Genomic DNA, 19895 nt, shown 5'->3' on the forward strand with positions numbered 1-19895 from the left:
GGCGGTGGTTCTCGGGCAATTGAGTGACTAGCCAAAACGTGGACACTCCGGCTACCTGCGATGATTCTGCTCGCGCATCGCAGTGTACGCAACAGAATCGCAAACGACCACCGCCAAGACAGCCGAAGCGCAGCTGCGCAAGCAACCAGCAAGGATTGCACAATGAAAGAACTTCGCCCTCGCGAGATACAAGGTAGTTCCTTTGTTCATCTCGCAGCAAACGCTCAGCAACCACCTTGCTCGCTTGGAACGCTACTACGGCACCAAGCTCTTGGTGCGCGGCACAGAGCCATCGCTCACGCCTGCGAGCAGGCTCGTGCTTGATCACGCAAAACGGGTATGCGAGAGCGATCAAAACGCCTTGCGCATGTCGCTGAGCTTAACGGACGCGCGGACCTTAAACTGCTGGAACGCGTGCCCGTATGCATGATGGATAACCGCGTCGCCGATTATGTTCGCCGCGCCTATCAGTCCGCCGGCGCACAACCGAACACCGTTGTGACCGCATCGAATTTCAGAATCGGTTTTGAGATGTGCCTCGCAGGCAGCCCCGCTACCTTCACGACCACCACGAGCCTCATCGCCGATATGCAAGACCGACCGGATGATCTGCTGATACTGCCCGTCTATCTGGCAGATGAGCAGCTGGCGCTGCAGCTCTCGCTCAGCTGCCTCCCCTCCCGCCATCAAGCCCAGTTCACGAAAGAGCTCATGAACTTGATCGGCGAGTACTACCTGTCGATCGAGCAATTCAGCTGAATGGGTGCGCATCGACAGCGCGATTCGCTAGGGCAACGCGATTCGCTACGGCAGCACGGTACCCACGATGAGGTCGATGAACGCGCTCAGGGGTATGCGGTCGGGCGCGGTCATCCAGGCATTGATCGAGGCGAGCAGGCCACTCGCGTAGAACTCGCGTAGGAGCCGACGCTCATCCTCGGTGAGGGCGACCTCGTTTAGGATGAAGCGATCGAGCAGCGGCGTAATCACCGCTTTCAGGCGTTCGCTGAACGATGGGTCCCCGCTCATGAGGCGTGGCAGGTAGCCGTCGAACTGCTGGGCAAGCTCCACGATAAGACCCATGTGCTGCTTGAGGTTGAGCGTCTCATCATGCATGAGATGCTCGTTGACCAAGGTGCGCACCTTGCCGAGCACGCCCTCCTCGAACTGATCGAACAGGTCGTACACGTCGCGATAGTAGAGGTAGAACGTCGCGCGGTTGTAGCCCGCGCGGTCCGTTATCTCGCGGATGGTGATCTTCTCGATGGGCTTCTCCAGGTAAAGGGACCAGAACGCCTGCGTGAGATTCGCGCGCGTCTGCTCGGTTACCTGCGGCTGCTTGGTGGCCATCTCATCACCTTCCCATGATGAACGCATCTCAGATGGGCGCTCCCTGCGCCTTACGCTCATGCGCACCGTCCGCACGAAGCAGATCTTCTGCATGCACAAGCGCATCGGAGCAACGATCGCTCGACAATTTCCCCTGCAGTGTCGAGGGCTCCTCGAAGCGCCCCCTTGCCTCCACTATACTACGGTTAGACAACACGCTGTCGAGTGAATGTGCGGACAGCCATCGCACGACGCACGCGGCAAGCCGTCGACGCCACGAGTGCAAAGGCGGCTTTCAGGGACGTAGTCGTTCGCCACTGCCTGCTAGATTGGTTGCACCATGGCGTATATCGAATTCAACGATGTCATCAAAGCCTACGGAAGCGGCGAAACGCTGATTCACGCGCTCGACGGAGCGTCTTTTTCGGTAGAGCGCGGCGAGCTCGCCGTCATCCTGGGCGCGTCGGGAGCGGGAAAGACCACAGCGCTCAACATCTTGGGTGGTATGGATACCGCAACCTCGGGCACGGTCATGGTGGACGGCCGCAACATCACGCACGCAAGCGAGCGCGAGCTCGTCGAGTACCGTCGCACCGACGTGGGCTTCGTGTTCCAGTTCTACAACCTCGTGCCCAACCTCACCGCACTTGAGAACGTCGAGCTCGCGGCGCAGGTATGCCCTGATGCGCTCGATGCCGCGGAATCGCTCGCCAAGGTCGGCCTTGAAAACCGCCTGAACAACTTCCCCGCCCAGCTATCCGGCGGCGAGCAGCAGCGCGTCTCCATCGCGCGCGCCATCGCCAAGAACCCCAAGCTCCTCCTCTGCGACGAGCCCACCGGCGCGCTCGACTACCAGACCGGCAAGCAGATTCTGCAGCTCTTGCAAGACACCTGCCGGCACGACGGCATCACGGTGATCATCATCACGCATAACTCGGCGCTCGCGCCCATGGCAGACCGCCTCATCCGCTTCAAGAGCGGCCGCGTGACCGAGATGAGCCTGAATGCCCACCCCAAACCGATCTCCGAGATCGAGTGGTAAGGCGAAAAGCTCATGATCTCGGCGTTTCGCAAGGACATAGCACGCACCATACGGGGCAACCTCAAGCGGTTCGTGGCAATCGGCGTCATCTGCGCACTGGGCGTGGCGATGTTCTGCGGTCTACGTGCCTCGTGCACCGATTTGCGCAACGCTGCGGACGCGTTCTTCGACACGCAGAGGCTCTTCGACATCCAAGTCCTTTCCACGCTGGGCCTCGATGACGATGACGTCGCAGCGCTTGAAGAAGTCGAAGGCGTGAAAACAGCAGAGGGCACCTGGAGCGAGACCACGTACACGGATATCGACGGGGCGCGCGCCACGGTAGAGGTGAAAGCTCGTTCGTCGCAGGGGCTGAACGAACCCTTCCTCATCGAGGGGGACCTGCCTGACACCGCCGATGAGGTGGCAGTAACCCAAGAGTTCATCGATGCAAGCGGGCTGGAGATCGGTGATACCGTAGAGATTGCCGAGGCAGAAAACGAAGACGAAGCGGTCTTCGCGCGCCATCCCTATCGCATCTGCGGCATCATGGTCGATGCGATGGATGTGAGCAACCCCGAGCTCTCGTTCCGATCGAACTCAAGCGCCGACTACACCTTCATCACCTCACCCGAGGCTGTGGAGTCAGATACCTACACAGCCGTCTACCTGACCGTCGAGGGAGCAACCGCGCTGTCCACTTACTCGGATGCCTATTCTGAGTGCGTGCGCACGGTGACCGATCGCATCGAAGACGACATCCGCGCCGACCGCGAGGCTGCGCGCACATCAGCGGTCAAGGAGGAAGCCCAGGCAGAACTCGATGACGCGCGCGCCGAATACGAGGAAGAACGCACCGATGCCGAGGCGGAACTCGCCGATGGCTGGGCCGAACTCGAAGACGCCGCTCGCCAGCTGGGCGATGCGCTCCAGGAGATCGTGGATGGCCAAGCGCAGATAGACGACGGCTGGGCCGAGTACCACGAAGGCGAACAGGACATCGTCGATGGACGTGCACAGCTAGCCGATGGATGGGTGCAATTCGAGCAACGTACCATCACCGCTCGCGCGGAACTCGAAAGCACGCTGGAAGATGGTCACACGCAGGCGCTTGAGGCCGCCCGAACCCAGGCAACGGCAACCGTGGAATCGCAGATCGAGCAGATGCGCCCGATAATCGAGCAGCAGGCCATCGCCGCTTTTGAGGAACAAGAGGATGTGAAGCAGCTCCTCGCGTACCGCGAGGCCCTTGCCGCACAGCTCTCCCCCATTCAACAGCAATGGGGCACGCTCGATGCACTGGAAGCCGCCATCGAGCAAACGAGCGCCAATGTTGATGCTTACACTGCTGCAGAACAAGCGATTGATGAAATCAACGCCCAGATCGAGGAGATTGAGCTGCAGATCGCCGAACTCGATCAGACAGACCCTTCGTATGAGAGCACCAAGGCAGAACTGGAGAACCAGATCGTTGCGCTTGAAGGCCAGCGCGACGAGCACCAGGACACGATCGATGCCCTCGATGCGCAGACTGGCGGCCTTGATGCGCTCCAATCCCTGCTTGAACAGGAAACGAATGCAGCCGAACTCTGGGAAACGGTCAACTCCCTTGACGACGCCCTGGAAGAAGGGCGCCAGAAGGCCATCGATGCAGCCATAGACACCGCGCGCCAAGCAGCGCTTGACCAAGCCCTTCCTGCAGCCGAAGCGCAAGCAGAAGCGGAGTTCTCACAAATCGAAGAGTCCGCATGGCAAGCGTTCTACGCGGGAGTTGCCGAAGGGCGCGCAGAGATGGAGAGTGCCGAAGCCGAACTCGAGGCCGGAGCGGCGGCGTTGCCAGCAGCACGGCAGGCGCTCATCGACGCACAAGCGGAACTTGACCGCGGTCGCGCCGAATACGAGGACGGCATGGCAGAATACCTCGACGGCCTCGCGGAATGGCAAGACGGTCGCGCCGAGGCAGACGAGGGGTTCGCCGAGGCTGAAGCCGAGCTCGCCGATGCCCAAGCCGAGATCGACGACATCGACGCTGCGACCTGGTACGTCCAGACGCGATCTTCTCTTTCCAGCTACTCGTCCATCGCGAGCGACGCCGATTCGATCGAGGCGATTGGCACGCTCTTCCCCATCGTCTTCCTCGTGGTGGCGGCGCTCGTCTCGCTCACCACCATCACGCGCCTCGTCGAAGAGGAGCGTGGACTCATCGGCACGTACAAGGCACTCGGCTACCGTAACGGCGAGATCTTCTCCAAGTACCTCACATATGCGCTGGCAGCGAGCATTCTGGGCAGTCTCTTTGGACTCTTCCTCGGCTTCATCGCGCTGCCGGCATTCATCTTCACCATCTTCGACATCATGTACCTGCTGCCAAGCTACGGCTTCGCGTTCGAAGCGCTCTACGGCATCGGCGGCACGGCAATCTTCGTGGTCGCAATCGGTGGTACGGCGTACCTTGCCTGCCGTTCGGAAGTACGCCGCACGCCCGCCGAACTCATGCGCCCCAAGGCGCCCAAATCCGGCTCGCGCATCTTCTTGGAACGCATACCCGTCATCTGGCGGCGCCTCTCCTTCCTGAACAAGGTCACGGCGCGCAATCTCTTCCGCTATAAGCGCCGCTTCTTCATGACGGTCGCAGGCATCCTGGGCTGCACAGCGCTCATCGTATGCGGCTTTGCCATCAAGGACTCCGTAGCCGAGCTTGTTCCGGAGCAATACGAGCGCATATCCCATTACAGCATCCTTACGGCAACAGAGACTGCCGATCATAGCGATGCGCTGCGCGAGCTTGAAGCCGACGAGCGCGTCGAGGAAGTCATCGACATCTATATCGATTCGGCGACGATCAAATTCGGCAATGCCGAGGAAACCATCCAGCTCATCGTCGTACCCGATGACTATGCTGCGTCGAACGAGTTCTCGCGCTTCGTGAGCCTTTCCAGCCGCGACACGCAGGCAAGCATCGATTTGCCGGAGAGCGGAGCCGTCATCACGCAGAACGCTGCCGAGGTGCTCGGATTCGATGTGGGCGATACCATCGAGCTCCAGGATTCGCAACTTGAGCAATCCGACCTCAAGGTGGCACACATCACCCGCAACTACCTGGGCAACTATGTGTACCTTACGCGCTCGGCATACCTCGAGGCGTTTGGTGACCAGGCGAGCGCCCTCGATGACAACGGCGTGTTCCAAGCAAACGGCATGCTCATCCGCTGCAGCGATGTCGCTGATGCCGAGGCGTCGCTTACTGCCGATCTCTCCGACGACAGCCGCTTCCTTTCGGCCACCAGCACCGAGGAGCTCGCCGAGGATTTCTCGAACTCGTTCATGCTTATCAACGCCGTCGTGGTGATCGTGCTCGGCATGGCCGCGGCGCTCGCCTTCGCGGTGCTCTTCACGCTCTCGACCACCAACATCTCCGAACGCGAGCGCGAGCTTGCCACCATCAAGGTGCTCGGATTCCGCCCGAACGAGGTGCACCACTACGTGAACAAAGAGACCGTCATTCTCACGATCATCGGAATCGTATGCGGGCTGCCCTTTGGTTATATCCTCGGCGACTTGCTTCTGCATTCGCTCAAGATGCCATCGATCAGCTTCCTCACCGTGGTGACGCCGCTAAGCTATGCACTCGCCGCCGTGCTGCCGCTGGTATTCGCGCTCGCCGTGAATCTCATCACCAACCGCACGCTCAACCGCATCGACATGATTGAAGCGCTCAAGAGCGTGGAGTAACGAGCGCAGGGTAGCGTGGCCGTCGCTTTAGACGGCATGGTTTGCCGCGCCGCGATTTACGCAGCGCTGGATTTGCGCCGGCGGCAACATCGTCGAAAGAGCGATGGCTCGAGGCGAGATCTCCCGCCGGCCAAGCGCCCTATTGTGCCAGCAGCTTGAGAATCTGGACCGCGTTGGTCGCCGCGCCCTTGCGGATTTGATCTCCGCAGCACCAGAACGTGATTCCTCGATTCGGATTGGGATTCGAGATGTCGCGGCGTACGCGACCGACCCAAATCAGATCCTGGTCGGAAGTGTCGATGGGCATGGGATAGCGATCGTGCGCGCTCAGGGCGACGCGGTCGTCCACGAGCTTGACGCCCGGGGCGGCAGCGAGCGCCGCGCGCGCCTCGTCCACCGTGATGTCGCGCTCGAACTCAAGCGTAATGCTCTCCGAATGCGAGCGGAACACGGGCACGCGCACGCAGGTGCAGTTCACGCGCAGGTCGGGCAGATGCATGATCTTGCGACCCTCGTTTTGCAGCTTCATCTCCTCCGAGGTGTAGCCTTCGTCATCGAACCCGCCGATCTGCGGAATCAGGTTGCTCGCAAGCTGCGCCGCAAACGCCTTGGGTGCGGGAACCTCCTCGCCGCGGCCGATGGCCTCCATCTGCGCCTCGAGCTCAGACATGCCGGGAGCTCCGGCACCGCTCGCGGCCTGATAGGTCGAGACAACCATGCGCGTCACGCCGGCAAGCTGGTGTAGCGGCCAAGTCGGCACGAGGCCGATGATCGTTGCGCAGTTGGGGTTGGCGATGAGGCCCTTGTGGTTCAGAGCATCCGCGCCGTTGACCTCGGGCACCACGAGCGGCACGTCGGGGTCAAGACGGAAGGCATGGCTGTTATCGATCACGATGGCCCCGGCGTCGACTGCCTTGGGAAGCAGCTCGCGAGCGATGGCATCGTCCGCCGCGCCAAGCACAAAGTCGCATCCTGCAAACGCCTCCGGGCGCGCCTCCTGGATGGCAACGGACCGCCCTTGGAACTCCACCGTCTTGCCAACGCTGCGCGCGCTCGCAAGCAAACGCAGCTCACCAATGGGAATCTGCTGCTCGTCCAGGCACTGGAGCATCTGCGTGCCGACCGCTCCGGTCGCACCCAAAATAGCGATCGTGTACTGCTTCATGGAATCCTCCGGATCATCGGGCCGGCGCAGCGGTGGCAACGGCTCCCAGTGTTGGGCACCAGCCTAGCGCAGCAGTGTTTCAGCATGATAACGGAATGAAAGATTGGGCGCGCCGCGTTAATGCGCGAATGCCGTCAACAACATGAAGGTCTCTCGGCTGTCCGTACTCGCGCTGTCACCATCGTTCCCCTCGGCTTTCCCGCACTCCTGCGGCCGCCGTCATCCCCCTTGGCTTTCCCGCACTCCTGCGGCCACCGTCATCCCCTCGTATCTTTAGAATACCTAGCCTGCTGCTTGAAAATGTCCATTTCACCGCATCTCGAGATGCTTCCGCGCAGGGAGAATTCATCGAGATGCCGCTGGATAGCCAGATTAGGCCCCTGAGAGTCTGATTCTGTCCATTTTCCCGGACCTCGAGAATTGAAGCGTCACCGAGATGCCGGAGAATGGACATTTTGGCTTCCTCGCCGCCGGCCTGCCCCGGCTTCCTTGTCGCGACCTACTGCCCGCCCGTAAGCACCGCGGTCTCCGCCCGTGCAGCCTCCTCGGCACGCTTGAGATCCGAGAGCTCCAGCAGATGGTCACCATCAGAAAATGCCTGGTACACAGCGCGAATCGCACGCTCGAAATCCTCATCCCGCACGCCCACGATGATGTTGATCTCATCGGAGCCCTGGGCGATCATGCGAATCGAGATACCCTCCTGGCCGAGCGCGGCGAACAGGCTCCCCGACACACCGGGGCGCCCGATCATGTTGCGGCCAACGGTAGAGATGAGCGCGAGGTCGTCGACGACCTTGATCTTATCCGGCTTGACCTCGGTCTTGATGTCCGCGACGATCGACCACAGCGAGTCTTTGACGTCCTCGCCCTGCACCACCACGGCAAACGAGTCGATGCCCGACGGGATGTGCTCAATCGAAACGCGATAGCGCTCGAAGATCGAGAGCACGCGGCGGATAAGGCCCACCTCGTTGGACATATGGTCCTTCATGATGTGAACTGCCACGAAGTTGCGCTTGCCGGTCACGCCGGTAATGATGGGCTCGTCGGCAACGAAGTCCTCGCGGTCAGAGATGATGGTGCCCTGGTCCTCGGGATGGTTGGTGTTGAGCACTGCGATGGGGATCCCCGCCTCCATGACCGGGAACACGGCTTCCTCGTGCAGGACCGAGGCACCCATATAGGAGAGCTCGCGCAACTCGGCATAGGTGATTCGGCTGATAGGCTGCGGGCTCTCGACGATGCGCGGGTCTGCTGAGAGGAAGCCCGACACATCCGTCCAGTTCTCGTAGAGGTCCGCGCCCAGGCACTTGGCGAGAATCGAACCGGAGATATCGCCGCCGCCGCGATCGAGCAGCATGATGCGGCCCTCGCGCGTGGCGCCGTAGAAACCGGGCATCACAAAACCACCGGGGATGCCGCGCTCCTGGATGAGCTCCTCGGTGCGCGTCATCGAAAGGGTTCCATCGTGATGGAACGCAACGACGTCCGCCGCATCGAAGAACGGCAAGCCGAGGTACTCGGCCATGAGGCGCGCCGTGAAGTACTCACCGCGGCTCACGAGCTCCTCGGTGGAATATCCGCCCTGCTTGGCTCGCTCCGCGAACGCGGCGTACTCCTCGCGAATGGGGTAGCTGAGCCCCAGGTCATCGGCGATCGCGAAGAAGCGCTGGCCGATCTCGTCGAGCAGGTCGTCGCAGGAAACGTGATAGCGTACGTGCGCATTGACCAGGTAGAGCAGGTCCGTGACCTTAGAGTCGCTCTTGTAGCGACGGCCACAAGCCGAGACCACGATGAAGCGGCGGGCGGCATCGCGCTCGACGATGGAACGGATCTGCTTGAAATGCTTGGCGTCGGCGACCGAGGAACCGCCGAATTTTGCGACCTTTATCATGACGAGGAAGTTACCTTTCTGCTCGGGGTCACGGACCGCACGCAAGCTTTTGCTACCATGGGCGTGACAACAAGGGCGGCATTCGAGGAGTTTCGCATGAAACCGTATCATAGTACACGTTCGCGCACGATTTCATGCTCGGCCAAGGAGGCCGTGCGCCTAGGCATCGCCCCAGACGGGGGGCTGTTCGTCTCAGACGAACTCGAGCTGGAAAAACTCGACGTAAACGCGCTGGTTGACTCCGATTATCCCGACATCGCGCGCCGCGTGCTCGCAATGTTACTACCTGATTACACGGCAGACGAGATTGCCGCCTGCGTCGATGAAGCCTACCGCGGAACCTTTGCAAGTTCCGAGGTGACCCCCGTCGTGAAGCTCGACGGCATCGACGGCGATGCACGCGCGGAAAACGGGGGATCGAGCGCCGAGCCCGGCGATGACGCCTCATGCGCCCCAGGCGCCGAGCCCGACGGCGCGGCAGGCACCCCCTCAGACAGCCCGGCATCCTTCGTGCTCGAGCTCTTCCACGGCCCCACCAGCGCGTTCAAGGACGTGGCGCTGCAGATGCTCCCCCGCCTCATGGCACGCGCAGGCGCAGCCAGCGAGAACGCCGCCCCGACCGCTTCCGAGCGCATCATGGTCGTCACCGCCACCTCGGGCGATACGGGCAAGGCGGCGCTTGCCGGCTTTGCCGATGCCCCTGGTTGCGGCATCACCGTGTTTTTCCCCGCAGGCAAGGTGAGCCGCGTGCAGGAACTCCAGATGACCACGCAACCTGGCAGCAACGTCGCCGTCTGCGCGGTCCGCGGCAACTTCGACGACGCGCAGAGCGCCGTGAAGCGCATCTTCGCCGATCAGGACCTTTCCTCGCGCCTTGCCGAGCGCAACTGGACGCTTTCCAGCGCGAACTCCATCAACATCGGCAGACTCGTTCCGCAGGTCGTCTACTATGTCGCAGCCTACGCTCAGCTCATGCGCGCCGGCGCCATCGCGGCAGGTGATGAAGTCGAGTTCTGCGTGCCCACGGGCAACTTCGGCGATGTGCTCGCCGGGTACTACGCAAAGCTCCTCGGCCTCCCCATCGCCCGGCTCATTGTGGCGAGCGACGCCAACAACGTGCTCTTCGACTTCTTGACCACGGGCGTCTACGACCGCAACCGGCCGTTCTTCACCACCACCTCGCCTTCCATGGACATCCTCATCTCATCGAACCTCGAGCGCATGCTCTACCATCTCTCGGGAGGCGACTGCGAGCTCGTCGCCTCCCTTATGGCAGAGCTTGCCGAAAAGGGACGCTACGAGGCTCCCCCCGAGCTTCTTGCCCGCATCCAAGAGATCTTCGCCTGCGGCTGGGCGAGCGAGGCCGAGGTGGCGGCAGCCATCCGCGCCTGCTGGCAAGACCACGGCTACCTGATCGACCCGCACACCGCCTGCGGCTACCATGTGCTCGCGCAGCTCCCTGCCGCACCCACAGCCAAGGCCCGCGTGCTCCTGTCTACCGCGAGTCCCTACAAGTTCCCTCGCGCGGTCGCTGAGGCGCTCGGCATCGAGGTCCCGGCAGACGATTTTGCCTGCATGGACGTGCTCGCGAAGGAGACCGGCACCACCCCGCCCACTCAACTCGCCTCGCTCAAAGACGCCCCCGTGCTCCATGACGACGTGGTCGACATCGATTCGATGGGCTCCTTTGTCGAGCAAGCGGCGGCAAAGCTGTAACGCACAAGACCGGCTCCTGTGGCGGCGCCCGCCGCAAGCTCCGAGGCACGAAGCGCGAGGACTACACAACGGGAGATGGAGAACTGCGGCCTCTATCGAAAGGATCATCGGGAATGATCAAGATCACGGTACCCGCCACGAGCGCGAACCTCGGCATCGGCTACGATACGCTCGGCATGGCGGTCTCGCTCTATGCGCACTTCACCTTCGACCACGCCGACGAGCTCGTCATAACGGGGTGCCCCGAGGAGTTCCAAAACGAAGACAACCTGGTCTACCAGTCGTTTACGCAGGCACTGGGCACCTGGGGCGTTGACCCCTTCCCCATCGCGCTCGACATCCAGACCGAGATCCCCGTCGCACGCGGCTTGGGCTCGAGCTCGACCTGCGTGGTGGCGGGCATCATGGGCGCAGCGGCGCTCACCCGCCATACCGTCACGCGCGAGGAGCTCGTCGCCATGGCGACCGCTATCGAGGGCCACCCCGACAACGTCGCGCCTGCACTGCTGGGAGCCGCCGTCTGCTCGTTCACGCCGGCAGGCGAGCTGCCGCGCTGCCTGCGCTACGAGGTGAGCGATCGTCTGAGATTCGTGACGATCATCCCCCCGTACGAGGTCCACACGAGCGAGGCGCGCAAGGTCGTGCCGCAGGAGGTGCCGCTCTCGACGGCGGTATGGCAGATGGGCCGCATCGCCGGGCTCACGCGCGGGCTCGAGACGGGCGACACCAACCTCATCGCCGCCGCCAACGACGATCGTCTGCAGGAGCCGTACCGCCGCGAGCTCATCCCCGATTACGATGCCATCCGCCGCACCTGCCTCGAGGGTGGAGCCAAGACGCTCTGGATCTCCGGCTCGGGCTCCACGCTCATGGCCGTGACGGACGACACCATCGTGGCCAAGTTCTTGCAGGTGCGCCTGCGCGAGGAGTTCCCTTCCTGCGAAACGCATATCCTCACCTGCGATAACGCCGGGGCTCAGATCGAGTACCTGTAGCATAGGGGCACACGAGCTGCCTTAGCTCGACCCGCGCGCACCGCACGAACGGACTCCCCTTCCGCATGCTCGCCGCGCACTCGTCGCTTTGCCGTGGATTCGGCCACACGAACTATGAACCGCGCACGCTTCGCGTTATCTTGATGGCGTCAACCAACCCGAGGCGAACCCTATTTGGAGGGAGCAAGCGATGGCGGAGGAGCAGGCGCCGACGGCACCAACCGAGTCCGAGTCCACAGAAGCGTCCCGAGACGAGGCCTCGCAAGATATGGCCTCTCGACAACCAGAGCCTCCCGGCCCATCCGCCCGCTCATCCGCTAGAAGACAAGCGGCGACCGAAGCATCCCCCTCAACCGATCCATCTCCCTCAGAAGGGAACGATGCCGACATCTCCATCGAGCCTGACGAGGCGGCCATCGCCCGCGTGAAGCACCTTGGACGCTACGTGTTCGTGCGACGACTTGTCACGCTCTGCAGCGTTTTCATATCCGCACTGCTGCAAGCTTTCGTCATCCAAGCGTTCATCAACCCCGCCGGGCTGCTCTCGTCCGGCTTCACGGGCGTCGCCATCTTGATCGACCGCGTGACATCGCTCGTGGGATTCTCGTTCCCCACGCAGCTCGGCATGCTCGCACTCAACTTCCCGGTGGCACTGCTGTGCTGGAGATCCATCAGCAAGCGCTTCGTCATCTTCTCCATGCTTCAGGTGGCCCTCGCGAGTTTCTTCTTGCAGACCTGCACGTTCAGGCCCCTGCTCGACAGCACCGTGCTCATGGTGCTCTTCGGCGGGGTGCTCTATGGCATCTCCATATCGCTCGCGCTCAAAAGCGGCGCCTCCACCGCGGGCACCGATTTCATCGCGCTCATGGTCTCCAACAAGACAGGCAAGACCATCTGGGGTTATGTCTTCGCAGGCAACTGCATGGTGCTCGCGATCTTCGGCGCGATCTTTGGCTGGGAGTACGCGGCGTATTCCATCGTGTTCCAGTTCCTCTCGACCAAGACCATCGACAGCTTCTATCATCGCTACGAGCGCGTGACGCTGCAGATCACGACCGAACATCCCGAGCGAGTGTGCCACGCCTACACGTCGAACTTCCGACATGGGGTCTTTCGCGCTGACGGCGTGGGAGGCTACAGCGGCCGGCCGATGAGCCTGCTCAACACGGTGGTCTCGTCGTACGAGGCGAGCGATGTCATCAAGCTCGTGCGCACTGCCGACCCCCGCGCCGTCATCAACATCATGAAGACCGAGGACTTCGTGGGGAACTTCCACCGCACCGCCGTCGATGAGCCGCTGCCGACCGAGGTACCCGAGACCCCCAAGGAGGACCCGGTGCTCGATCTGCCGGAGCGCGTGCGCCACCGTGCGCTCCAGCGCGACAAGCGCGGAGCACGCGGCCACCGGCGCTGAGATAGGCATGCGACAATGGGGGCAGGAGACTGGAAAAGAGGAGCGATGGCACGCACGCCGGTGGAACAGGATCATACGAGGCAAGGGGGACGAACCCCGAAAGCGGTGACGAGCGCGAAAACCGGGAAGCCCGACAACCCGGGCAAGAAGACCCGACCGTCGAGCCGCACCGCGCGGAAGGGAAGCGAGGCGCTGGATCCCGCCGGGCCCACGGCGCTCGGCCTCACGCGCGCCGATTTCCTGCCGGTGACCCGCGCTGACATGGACGCCCGCGGCTGGGATCGGTGCGATTTCGTCTATGTGTGCGGCGATGCCTACGTGGATCACCCGAGCTTCGGCATGGCAATCATCTGCCGACTGCTCGAGGCGCACGGCTACCGCGTGGGCGTTATCGCCCAGCCCGACTGGCGCGATCCCGCGAGCATAGCCGTGCTGGGCGAGCCGCGGCTGGCGTTTCTCGTCTCCGCCGGAAACATGGACTCCATGGTGAACCATTACAGCGTGGCCAAGCACCGGCGCCGCACCGACGCCTACACCCCGGGCGGGAGGGCGGGCGCACGGCCAGATCATGCCACGGTGGTTTACGGCAACCTGATTCGGCGCACGTTCAAGAGCACGCCCATCATCATGGGCGGCATCGAGGCGTCGCTCCGGCGCCTCGCGCACTACGACTACTGGCAGGACCGCCTAAAGCGCTCCGTATTGCTCGACGCGGGCGCGGACCTCATCATCTACGGCATGGGCGAGCGCCCCATCATCGAGGTGGCCGACGCGCTCGACGCAGGACTTCCCATCGACCAGATCACCTACATCGACGGGACCGTCTACCGCACGCGATCGCTTGACGACGTCTACGACGCCGTTGTGCTGCCCTCCTGGGACGAGCTTGGGACCGACCCGCTCGTCTACGCCAAGAGCTTCAACACCCAATACCGCAACATGGACCCGTTTAGCGGCAAGCGCCTCGTGGAGCCCTACCCGCACGATGTCTACGTGGTGCAGAACCCACCCGCCAAGCCGCTCAGCCAAGCTGAGTTCGACGAGGCCTACGACCTGCCGTACACGCGCTCGTATCACCCCGACTACGAGGCGGAAGGCGGCGTACCCGCGCTCAAAGAGGTCAAGATGAGCCTCATCTCAAACCGCGGGTGCTTTGGCGAGTGCAGCTTCTGCGCGCTCACCTTCCACCAAGGGCGCATCGTGCAGACGCGCAGCCACGCATCGCTACTTGCCGAGGCGCGCCGCATCACCAAAGATCCCGACTTTAAGGGCTACATCCACGACGTTGGCGGACCTACTGCGAACTTTCGCCAACCGGCGTGCAAAAAGCAGCTCACGCGCGGAGCATGCGTGAACCGGCGCTGCCTGTGGCCCGAGGTCTGCCGCCAGATGGACGTCTCGCACGACGACTACGTGCACCTGCTGCGCGAGTTGAGCGAGCTGCCCGGCGTTAAGAAGGTCTTCGTGCGTAGCGGCATCCGCTTCGACTACGTCATGGCGGACCCCGATCCCGACCGCACGTTCTTGCGCGAGCTCTGCGCGCATCACGTCTCCGGCCAGCTCAAGGTCGCACCGGAGCATGTAAGCGACGCCGTGCTCTCCGTCATGGGCAAACCGAGCCGCGCCGTCTACGATCGCTTCGTGCGCGCCTATAGGGACATGAACCATGAGCTGGGACTCGACCAGTACCTAGTGCCCTACCTCATGAGCAGCCACCCGGGCAGCACGCTCAAGGAGGCCGTGGAGCTCGCCGAGTACTGCCGCGACCTGGGCTACATGCCCGAGCAGGTGCAGGACTTCTACCCCACCCCGTCCACGATGTCGACCTGCATGTACTACACCGGCGTGGACCCGCGCACCATGGAGCCCATCTACGTGCCCAAGACCGCGCACGAGAAGGCACTCCAGCGCGCCCTCATCCAGTACCGCAAGCCCGAGAACTACGACCTAGTGCGCGAGGCGCTGCTGAAGGCCGGGCGCGAGGACCTGATCGGCTACGGGCCCCGGTGCCTCATCAGGCCGGTGCGCCCGCACGGGGTGAAGTCGGGCAGGCACGCGGGGGCGTCCGGGCAACGCGGCGGCTCGCCCTCGTCTGCGACGCGGAAGTCCGGGCACGGGGCAGAGGGCGGGGCGCGCGCCGACCGCGCGAAGCACGAAGGCTCCAAAGGACGCTCAGGTGCACGAAGCTCGGAAACAAAGCGCGGGTCGAGCGCCGCCGGGCGCAACCGCGCCGGGCAGGGGCGCGAAGCCAACCGCGGCGGGCACAGGGGATAGCAGATACCCGCGGTCCCGGGTGCCAATCCTGCAAGTGCGAGCACTTCGCGCGCCGATTTCGCTCCGATAGCCCAACCCAACGAACGCAGTCGGCCGGGCGCAAAATGCTACTGCCCCGTATCGTCGGCCCACATCCGTGCCGCCTCGACCATATCGCGCGTGATGGCCACACCCGCATACGCTCGATGCCGCTCCCGACGCAGCCATTCGGCCACACCTGCAGGTGTCATAACGGGGATACGCGACCGAGCGAATCCGTCTACATCTCGCGTGATGATCCAGTCTGCCCCGATCTTCCTCGCCGCCTGCGCGACGAGGCAGTCCTCGAAATCGTCCCAACCCTCTTGAGCGGCGCGCACGATGTCGTTCCCGTCTATCGATGCGATATGCAGAAACGATGCCGAGGCGAGAAACGCCCGTTGGATGTCCGCCGACGGGACATGGCGAGAGAGCACGTAGAACACATCGGTAAACGACTTCGCGGACGCCCAGAGCTCGAACTCCCCATGCCACTCCGCGATACGCAGCGAGCTGCACGCCTCGAAGAACGGCTCGCGACAGCCGAAATAATCTATGAGCACGCAAGTATCAAGCAAGAGCTTCATACTCAGCCTCTCGCTCCGCCGCGATGTACGCCTTGTAGTCGCCGCCGATGGCGCTCCACGCGGAAGGGGGCACGCCTACCGTCGACTCGGCGATGGATGCCACCAGCGCGTCGAGCGATGCGGCATCGGGGGCTTCTTCTCCCTGGCCCCCGTCGCGAAGCTCGTCGCCCGGGAGACGATGCTTCACTATGACGTACTCATATGCGCTGCGGATGAGCTCGCTGGGCGACGACCCCAGCTGGGCGAGTACCTCGTTGCCCTGGCGACGGATCTCGGGCGCGATGCGCGCGGAAACAAGATCGGACATAGTTGCCCCCAAATGAGCGAAAGCGTGCTATATCCAATTGTATTACGTATTACAGTCACCTACAAGAACAAGACGTATTCCGAACCGTAAGCTTTGGATACCGTTCTTGTCGCTACGAATGTGATGCATAGGGGCGAAGCACTCATGGAAGCCCATGTGGGCAGGCACCCTTACAGGCAAGCCGCCTCGATGCGGCGCTTGAGCTCGTCGATACCCAGGCCGCTTTGCGAGCTCGTGACGATGATGTCCTCAGCAGGCACGGTGAGCTGGCGCTTGATCGCCGCGGCCTGTTTCGCCTGCTGGTTGCGGCTGAGCTTGTCGGCCTTGGTGAGCGCCACCACGAACGGGAACTCGCCCTCTTGAAGGAACTCGATCATCTGGTGGTCGAGGGCGCTCGGATCGTGGCGGATATCGACAAGCGAGACCACGAGGTTGAAGCTGCGCTCCGATTCGAAGAAGTCGCCGATGAGCCGCGCCCACCGGCCGCGCTCCGCCTTCGAGCGCTGGGCGAAACCGTAGCCCGGCAGGTCCACGAAATGCACGCCATCAGCCTCGAAGAAGTTCACGTTGCTCGTCTTGCCCGGCGTGCTCGAAACCTTGACCAGGCCCTTGCGCCCAAAGAGCTTGTTCATGATGGACGACTTGCCCACGTTCGAGCGGCCCACGAACGAAACCTCGGGGCAGGACGACGGCGGGATCTGCGAGACCGCGCCGTAGCTCGCGACGAACCGGGCAAGCTGGTAGTTGATGGAATCTGCCATGACGGGTCCTTTCGGGCTCAGGGTATTCGGGCTGATGCGGCATCGCGGGGCCTCCCGAGCAGCATTCCGCTGGGAGGACGCCGATGATGCGTGACGAACGCTGTCGCTACCGCTCCTCAGCTTCCAAACGGCGCACGATGCCAAGCGTAAGCGCGCTTGCCGAGCGAGCATACTCGTCAAGATCGAACTGTCGCTGCGAGAGCGCATCGTACGCCTCGTCGCAGTTGTCGGAGATCGCGCGGAGCACGAGGCACGCCGCCCCGTTTTTGGCAGCGATGTGCGCGACGGCGGCGCCTTCCATCTCGACGCAGTCGGCACTCGTCGCCTCGATCGCAGCGGCGCGCATCACGTCCCCTGTGACGAAACGGTCGCCTGTGGCGATTGTTCCGCGCAGATAGCAAGGTTGGTCATCGAGCGCCGGCGCAGTTGTCGCCTGCTCGGCTTCCGTCTGATGGGAGGTCTCGTCAGCATTGATTGTGCCCGCAGGCAATTCCTGTGCAGCGGCGTCGACGACACGATAGCCCTGCGCAAGAAGCTCCTCCTCTGCAAGCGCGACCAGATGCTCCGTCGAGGCAAACTCCTCGAGACCCGGGGCGGACTCCGCTATAAGCGCGGTATCGGTATCCAGGTAGCGCAGGCGCTCGCCCACAACAACGTCGCCGATGTGGAGCGCCGGGTTGAGCCCGCCCGCGATGCCGGAAAAGATCACGGTACCGGCTCCGTACGCGCTGATGAGGTGCTGGGTCGCTGCAGCAGCGTTCACCGTTCCCATGCCCGCCGTGCAAGCGACGATGCACACCGAACCCAATCGCCCACGCGCTACGGAAAGGCCCGCCTCATCGCTCTGCGAGCGCTGTTCGAGCGTCTCGTACACCTGGGCGACTTCTTTCTCGAGTGCCCCGATGATCGCAACCGTAAGGGCCATGGCCCACCTCTCCTCCTTGTGCCCGCGCAGCCATGCACGCCAGCATCCTTTGTCCGCGTGCCATTATAGCTGCTCGGCTTGGCGGACCTCCTTCATGCCGCGCAGCACGGCAGCGCGCAACTCGGGAATGCGCTCTTTGTCCATCTGCGGCACATCGTCCAGGCGGTAGGGGATTCCCAACTTCTCATATTTCACTACACCCATCGTATGGTAGGGCAGCATCTCAAGACCAACCACGTTGGGCCAGCGCCCGATCAGGCGCCCTAGGCGCATGCACTCATCTGTGGAATCGGTGTATCCGGGAACCACCACGTGCCTGATCACCGTCTCGATACCGCGCCGCGCGAGCTCGTCGCCGAACGCGACGATGCGCTCCATTCCGCGACCGGTGAGATCGCGGTGGCGCTCGGGGTCGGCATGCTTGATGTCCAGCAGCACCAGATCGCAATCATCGAGCACCGCAGCGGTGCGCTCCGGATGGTCGGGATCGAAAGCGTATCCACTGGTATCTAGGCAGGTATGAACCCGCCCGCGCGGACGATCGTGCATCTCGGCAAAGAGCGCAGCTAGGAAATCAGGCTGCAGGAGCGGCTCGCCGCCCGAGACCGTAATGCCGCCGTTGCGGTAGAACTGCCTGTTGTTCTCGAACAGCTCGACGATATGCTCCACCGAAACCCTGGTTCCGGCATTAATTGCCCAGGTATCCGGGTTGTGGCAATACGCACAGCGCATGGGACACCCCTGCACGAACACCACGAAGCGGATTCCCGGCCCGTCGACCGTACCCATCGACTCAAGCGAGTGAAGGCGCCCCAACGGAAAGCGCGAGCCCATTCCCGCATCAAGTGTGTTCAAATCGATATTCGCCATAGCATCCCCTCCCCACCAGGAGCGGCGTCCGGAATCGTTATACGTGGACTAGCATACCAGCGCGCGGCGTGCTCCACGCAATAACCCTCCAAGCAACGGCTCCGGTTCTACCGGCACGAAGAGGCCGCATGCCAACGCCGCCCCAAGAAGGAGCCGATTGCAGCAGCCCCTTGAAAACCCGCATCCAAACGACCGTTGTACACGCATTTGAAGAAAAGATACTCCCTTGAGAGCGACTCGAGCGTCTTGGCGGTGATTATTTGAAGCTCCTCCTTCTAGACAAGGCCGAAGGATTTGAAAACTCGCTGATAGATGATTTGCCCCTTATGGCTCTACTCAGCAAACCCGGTTACAACCACCGCCAAGATGCACGAACTGCTCGCAAAGCTGCTCGAGCACCACCCTGTTGCAAAAAAACAGGCGCACCGCTAGTGGTGCGCCTGCCTCGAAGCGAATTCGTTGGATGCAGCGGAAACCGCTCCCGTCCTACATGGCGTCGTGGAACGTACGGCTGATGACCTCGTCCTGCTGCTCCTTGGTGAGGTTGTGGAAGTTGACCGCGTAGCCCGATACGCGAATGGTGAGCTGCGGGTACTTCTCAGGGTGCTGCTGGGCGTCGATCAGCGTGTCGCGGTTGAACACGTTCACGTTAAGATGATGACCGCCCTTCTCGGCGTAGGCATCGATCATGTTGACCAGGTTATCGGCCTGAGCTTGCGAAACATCCTTCACCTGCATGGGATCCTCCTTCATGCGTTAATTGCTATAACAATAATAGCATTAGTTGATTGCTGTCACCGCGCGTCGTGATTTGCATCGCACGCCGGTGCCAGACGGGGCGCAACGGCGGCGGCACGATGGCCGCCCACCGCCGCGCATAGCAG

17 protein-coding genes are annotated in these 19895 nt (G+C 62.6%); 8 read left to right on the plus strand and 9 right to left on the minus strand.

From position 1 onward, the window contains the following. Positions 1-202 precede the first annotated feature (202 nt). Both C1717_RS10965 and C1717_RS02410 read left to right on the plus strand, forming a co-directional pair. The gene (locus C1717_RS10965) at positions 203-430 is read left to right on the plus strand and encodes a LysR family transcriptional regulator (protein WP_146003650.1); all 228 of its coding nucleotides are present in this window, start codon (positions 203-205) and stop codon (positions 428-430) included. After that, positions 427-759 carry a hypothetical protein gene (locus C1717_RS02410; RefSeq protein ID WP_102371646.1) on the plus strand — a complete coding sequence of 111 codons (333 nt, stop codon included), beginning with the start codon at positions 427-429 and terminating at the stop codon, positions 757-759. Before C1717_RS10965 ends, C1717_RS02410 begins: the two co-directional genes overlap by 4 nt. Before the next feature lie 45 nt (positions 760-804). On the opposite strand, the gene C1717_RS02415 is transcribed toward C1717_RS02410, so the two are convergent. Further along, complete coding sequence (locus C1717_RS02415) at positions 805-1350, minus strand: TetR/AcrR family transcriptional regulator (RefSeq protein ID WP_102371647.1); 546 nt, start codon at positions 1348-1350, stop codon at positions 805-807. A gap of 319 nt (positions 1351-1669) precedes the next feature. On the opposite strand from C1717_RS02415, the gene C1717_RS02420 reads away from it, so the two are divergent. After that, entirely contained in the window at positions 1670-2371 is a 702-nt protein-coding gene (locus C1717_RS02420; RefSeq protein WP_102371648.1) for an ABC transporter ATP-binding protein, read from the plus strand. 12 nt (positions 2372-2383) lie between these two features. Then, on the plus strand, positions 2384-6082 hold the full coding sequence (locus C1717_RS02425) for an ABC transporter permease (RefSeq protein WP_102371649.1): 3699 nt from the start codon (positions 2384-2386) through the stop codon (positions 6080-6082). 139 nt (positions 6083-6221) lie between these two features. On the opposite strand, the gene C1717_RS02430 is transcribed toward C1717_RS02425, so the two are convergent. Then, positions 6222-7247, minus strand: a complete 1026-nt coding sequence (locus tag C1717_RS02430; RefSeq protein ID WP_102371650.1) for an aspartate-semialdehyde dehydrogenase — start codon at positions 7245-7247, stop codon at positions 6222-6224. Positions 7248-7746: 499 nt separating this feature from the next. After that, positions 7747-9144, minus strand: coding sequence for an aspartate kinase (locus tag C1717_RS02435; protein ID WP_102371651.1), 1398 nt, complete (start codon positions 9142-9144; stop codon positions 7747-7749). 96 nt (positions 9145-9240) lie between these two features. Between C1717_RS02435 and thrC the strand changes: the two genes are divergently transcribed. From thrC to C1717_RS02455, 4 genes are all read left to right on the plus strand, one after another. Further along, entirely contained in the window at positions 9241-10860 is a 1620-nt protein-coding gene (gene thrC / locus C1717_RS02440; RefSeq protein WP_102371768.1) for a threonine synthase, read from the plus strand. Between the two features lie 113 nt (positions 10861-10973). Then, complete coding sequence (gene thrB, locus C1717_RS02445) at positions 10974-11855, plus strand: homoserine kinase (protein ID WP_102371652.1); 882 nt, start codon at positions 10974-10976, stop codon at positions 11853-11855. A gap of 190 nt (positions 11856-12045) precedes the next feature. Beyond that, complete coding sequence (locus C1717_RS02450; RefSeq protein WP_245859366.1) at positions 12046-13269, plus strand: YitT family protein; 1224 nt, start codon at positions 12046-12048, stop codon at positions 13267-13269. A 45-nt stretch (positions 13270-13314) separates the two neighbouring features. After that, a complete protein-coding gene (locus C1717_RS02455) occupies positions 13315-15543 on the plus strand; it encodes a YgiQ family radical SAM protein (RefSeq protein ID WP_102371653.1) in 2229 nt (742 codons plus the stop codon). A 107-nt stretch (positions 15544-15650) separates the two neighbouring features. Here C1717_RS02455 and C1717_RS02460 read toward each other — a convergent pair whose 3' ends face one another. The 6 genes from C1717_RS02460 to grcA3 form a co-directional block, all read right to left on the minus strand. Continuing rightward, the gene (locus C1717_RS02460; RefSeq protein WP_102371654.1) at positions 15651-16148 is read right to left on the minus strand and encodes a PIN domain-containing protein; all 498 of its coding nucleotides are present in this window, start codon (positions 16146-16148) and stop codon (positions 15651-15653) included. Next, a complete protein-coding gene (locus C1717_RS02465) occupies positions 16132-16455 on the minus strand; it encodes a type II toxin-antitoxin system RelB/DinJ family antitoxin (RefSeq protein WP_102371655.1) in 324 nt (107 codons plus the stop codon). The genes C1717_RS02460 and C1717_RS02465 overlap by 17 nt, the downstream gene beginning before the upstream one ends. A gap of 170 nt (positions 16456-16625) precedes the next feature. Next, complete coding sequence (gene yihA / locus C1717_RS02470; RefSeq protein ID WP_102371656.1) at positions 16626-17216, minus strand: ribosome biogenesis GTP-binding protein YihA/YsxC; 591 nt, start codon at positions 17214-17216, stop codon at positions 16626-16628. Between the two features lie 106 nt (positions 17217-17322). Next, a complete protein-coding gene (locus tag C1717_RS02475; protein ID WP_102371657.1) occupies positions 17323-18141 on the minus strand; it encodes a 5'-methylthioadenosine/S-adenosylhomocysteine nucleosidase in 819 nt (272 codons plus the stop codon). 63 nt (positions 18142-18204) lie between these two features. Continuing rightward, a complete protein-coding gene (pflA, locus tag C1717_RS02480) occupies positions 18205-19011 on the minus strand; it encodes a pyruvate formate-lyase-activating protein (protein WP_102371658.1) in 807 nt (268 codons plus the stop codon). A 486-nt stretch (positions 19012-19497) separates the two neighbouring features. After that, positions 19498-19749: an autonomous glycyl radical cofactor GrcA3 gene (grcA3, locus tag C1717_RS02485; protein WP_102371659.1), complete on the minus strand. Its 252-nt coding sequence runs from the start codon at positions 19747-19749 to the stop codon at positions 19498-19500. Positions 19750-19895 lie beyond the last annotated feature (146 nt).

Source organism: Enorma phocaeensis, assembly GCF_900186505.1.
GTDB lineage: Bacteria > Actinomycetota > Coriobacteriia > Coriobacteriales > Coriobacteriaceae > Enorma > Enorma phocaeensis.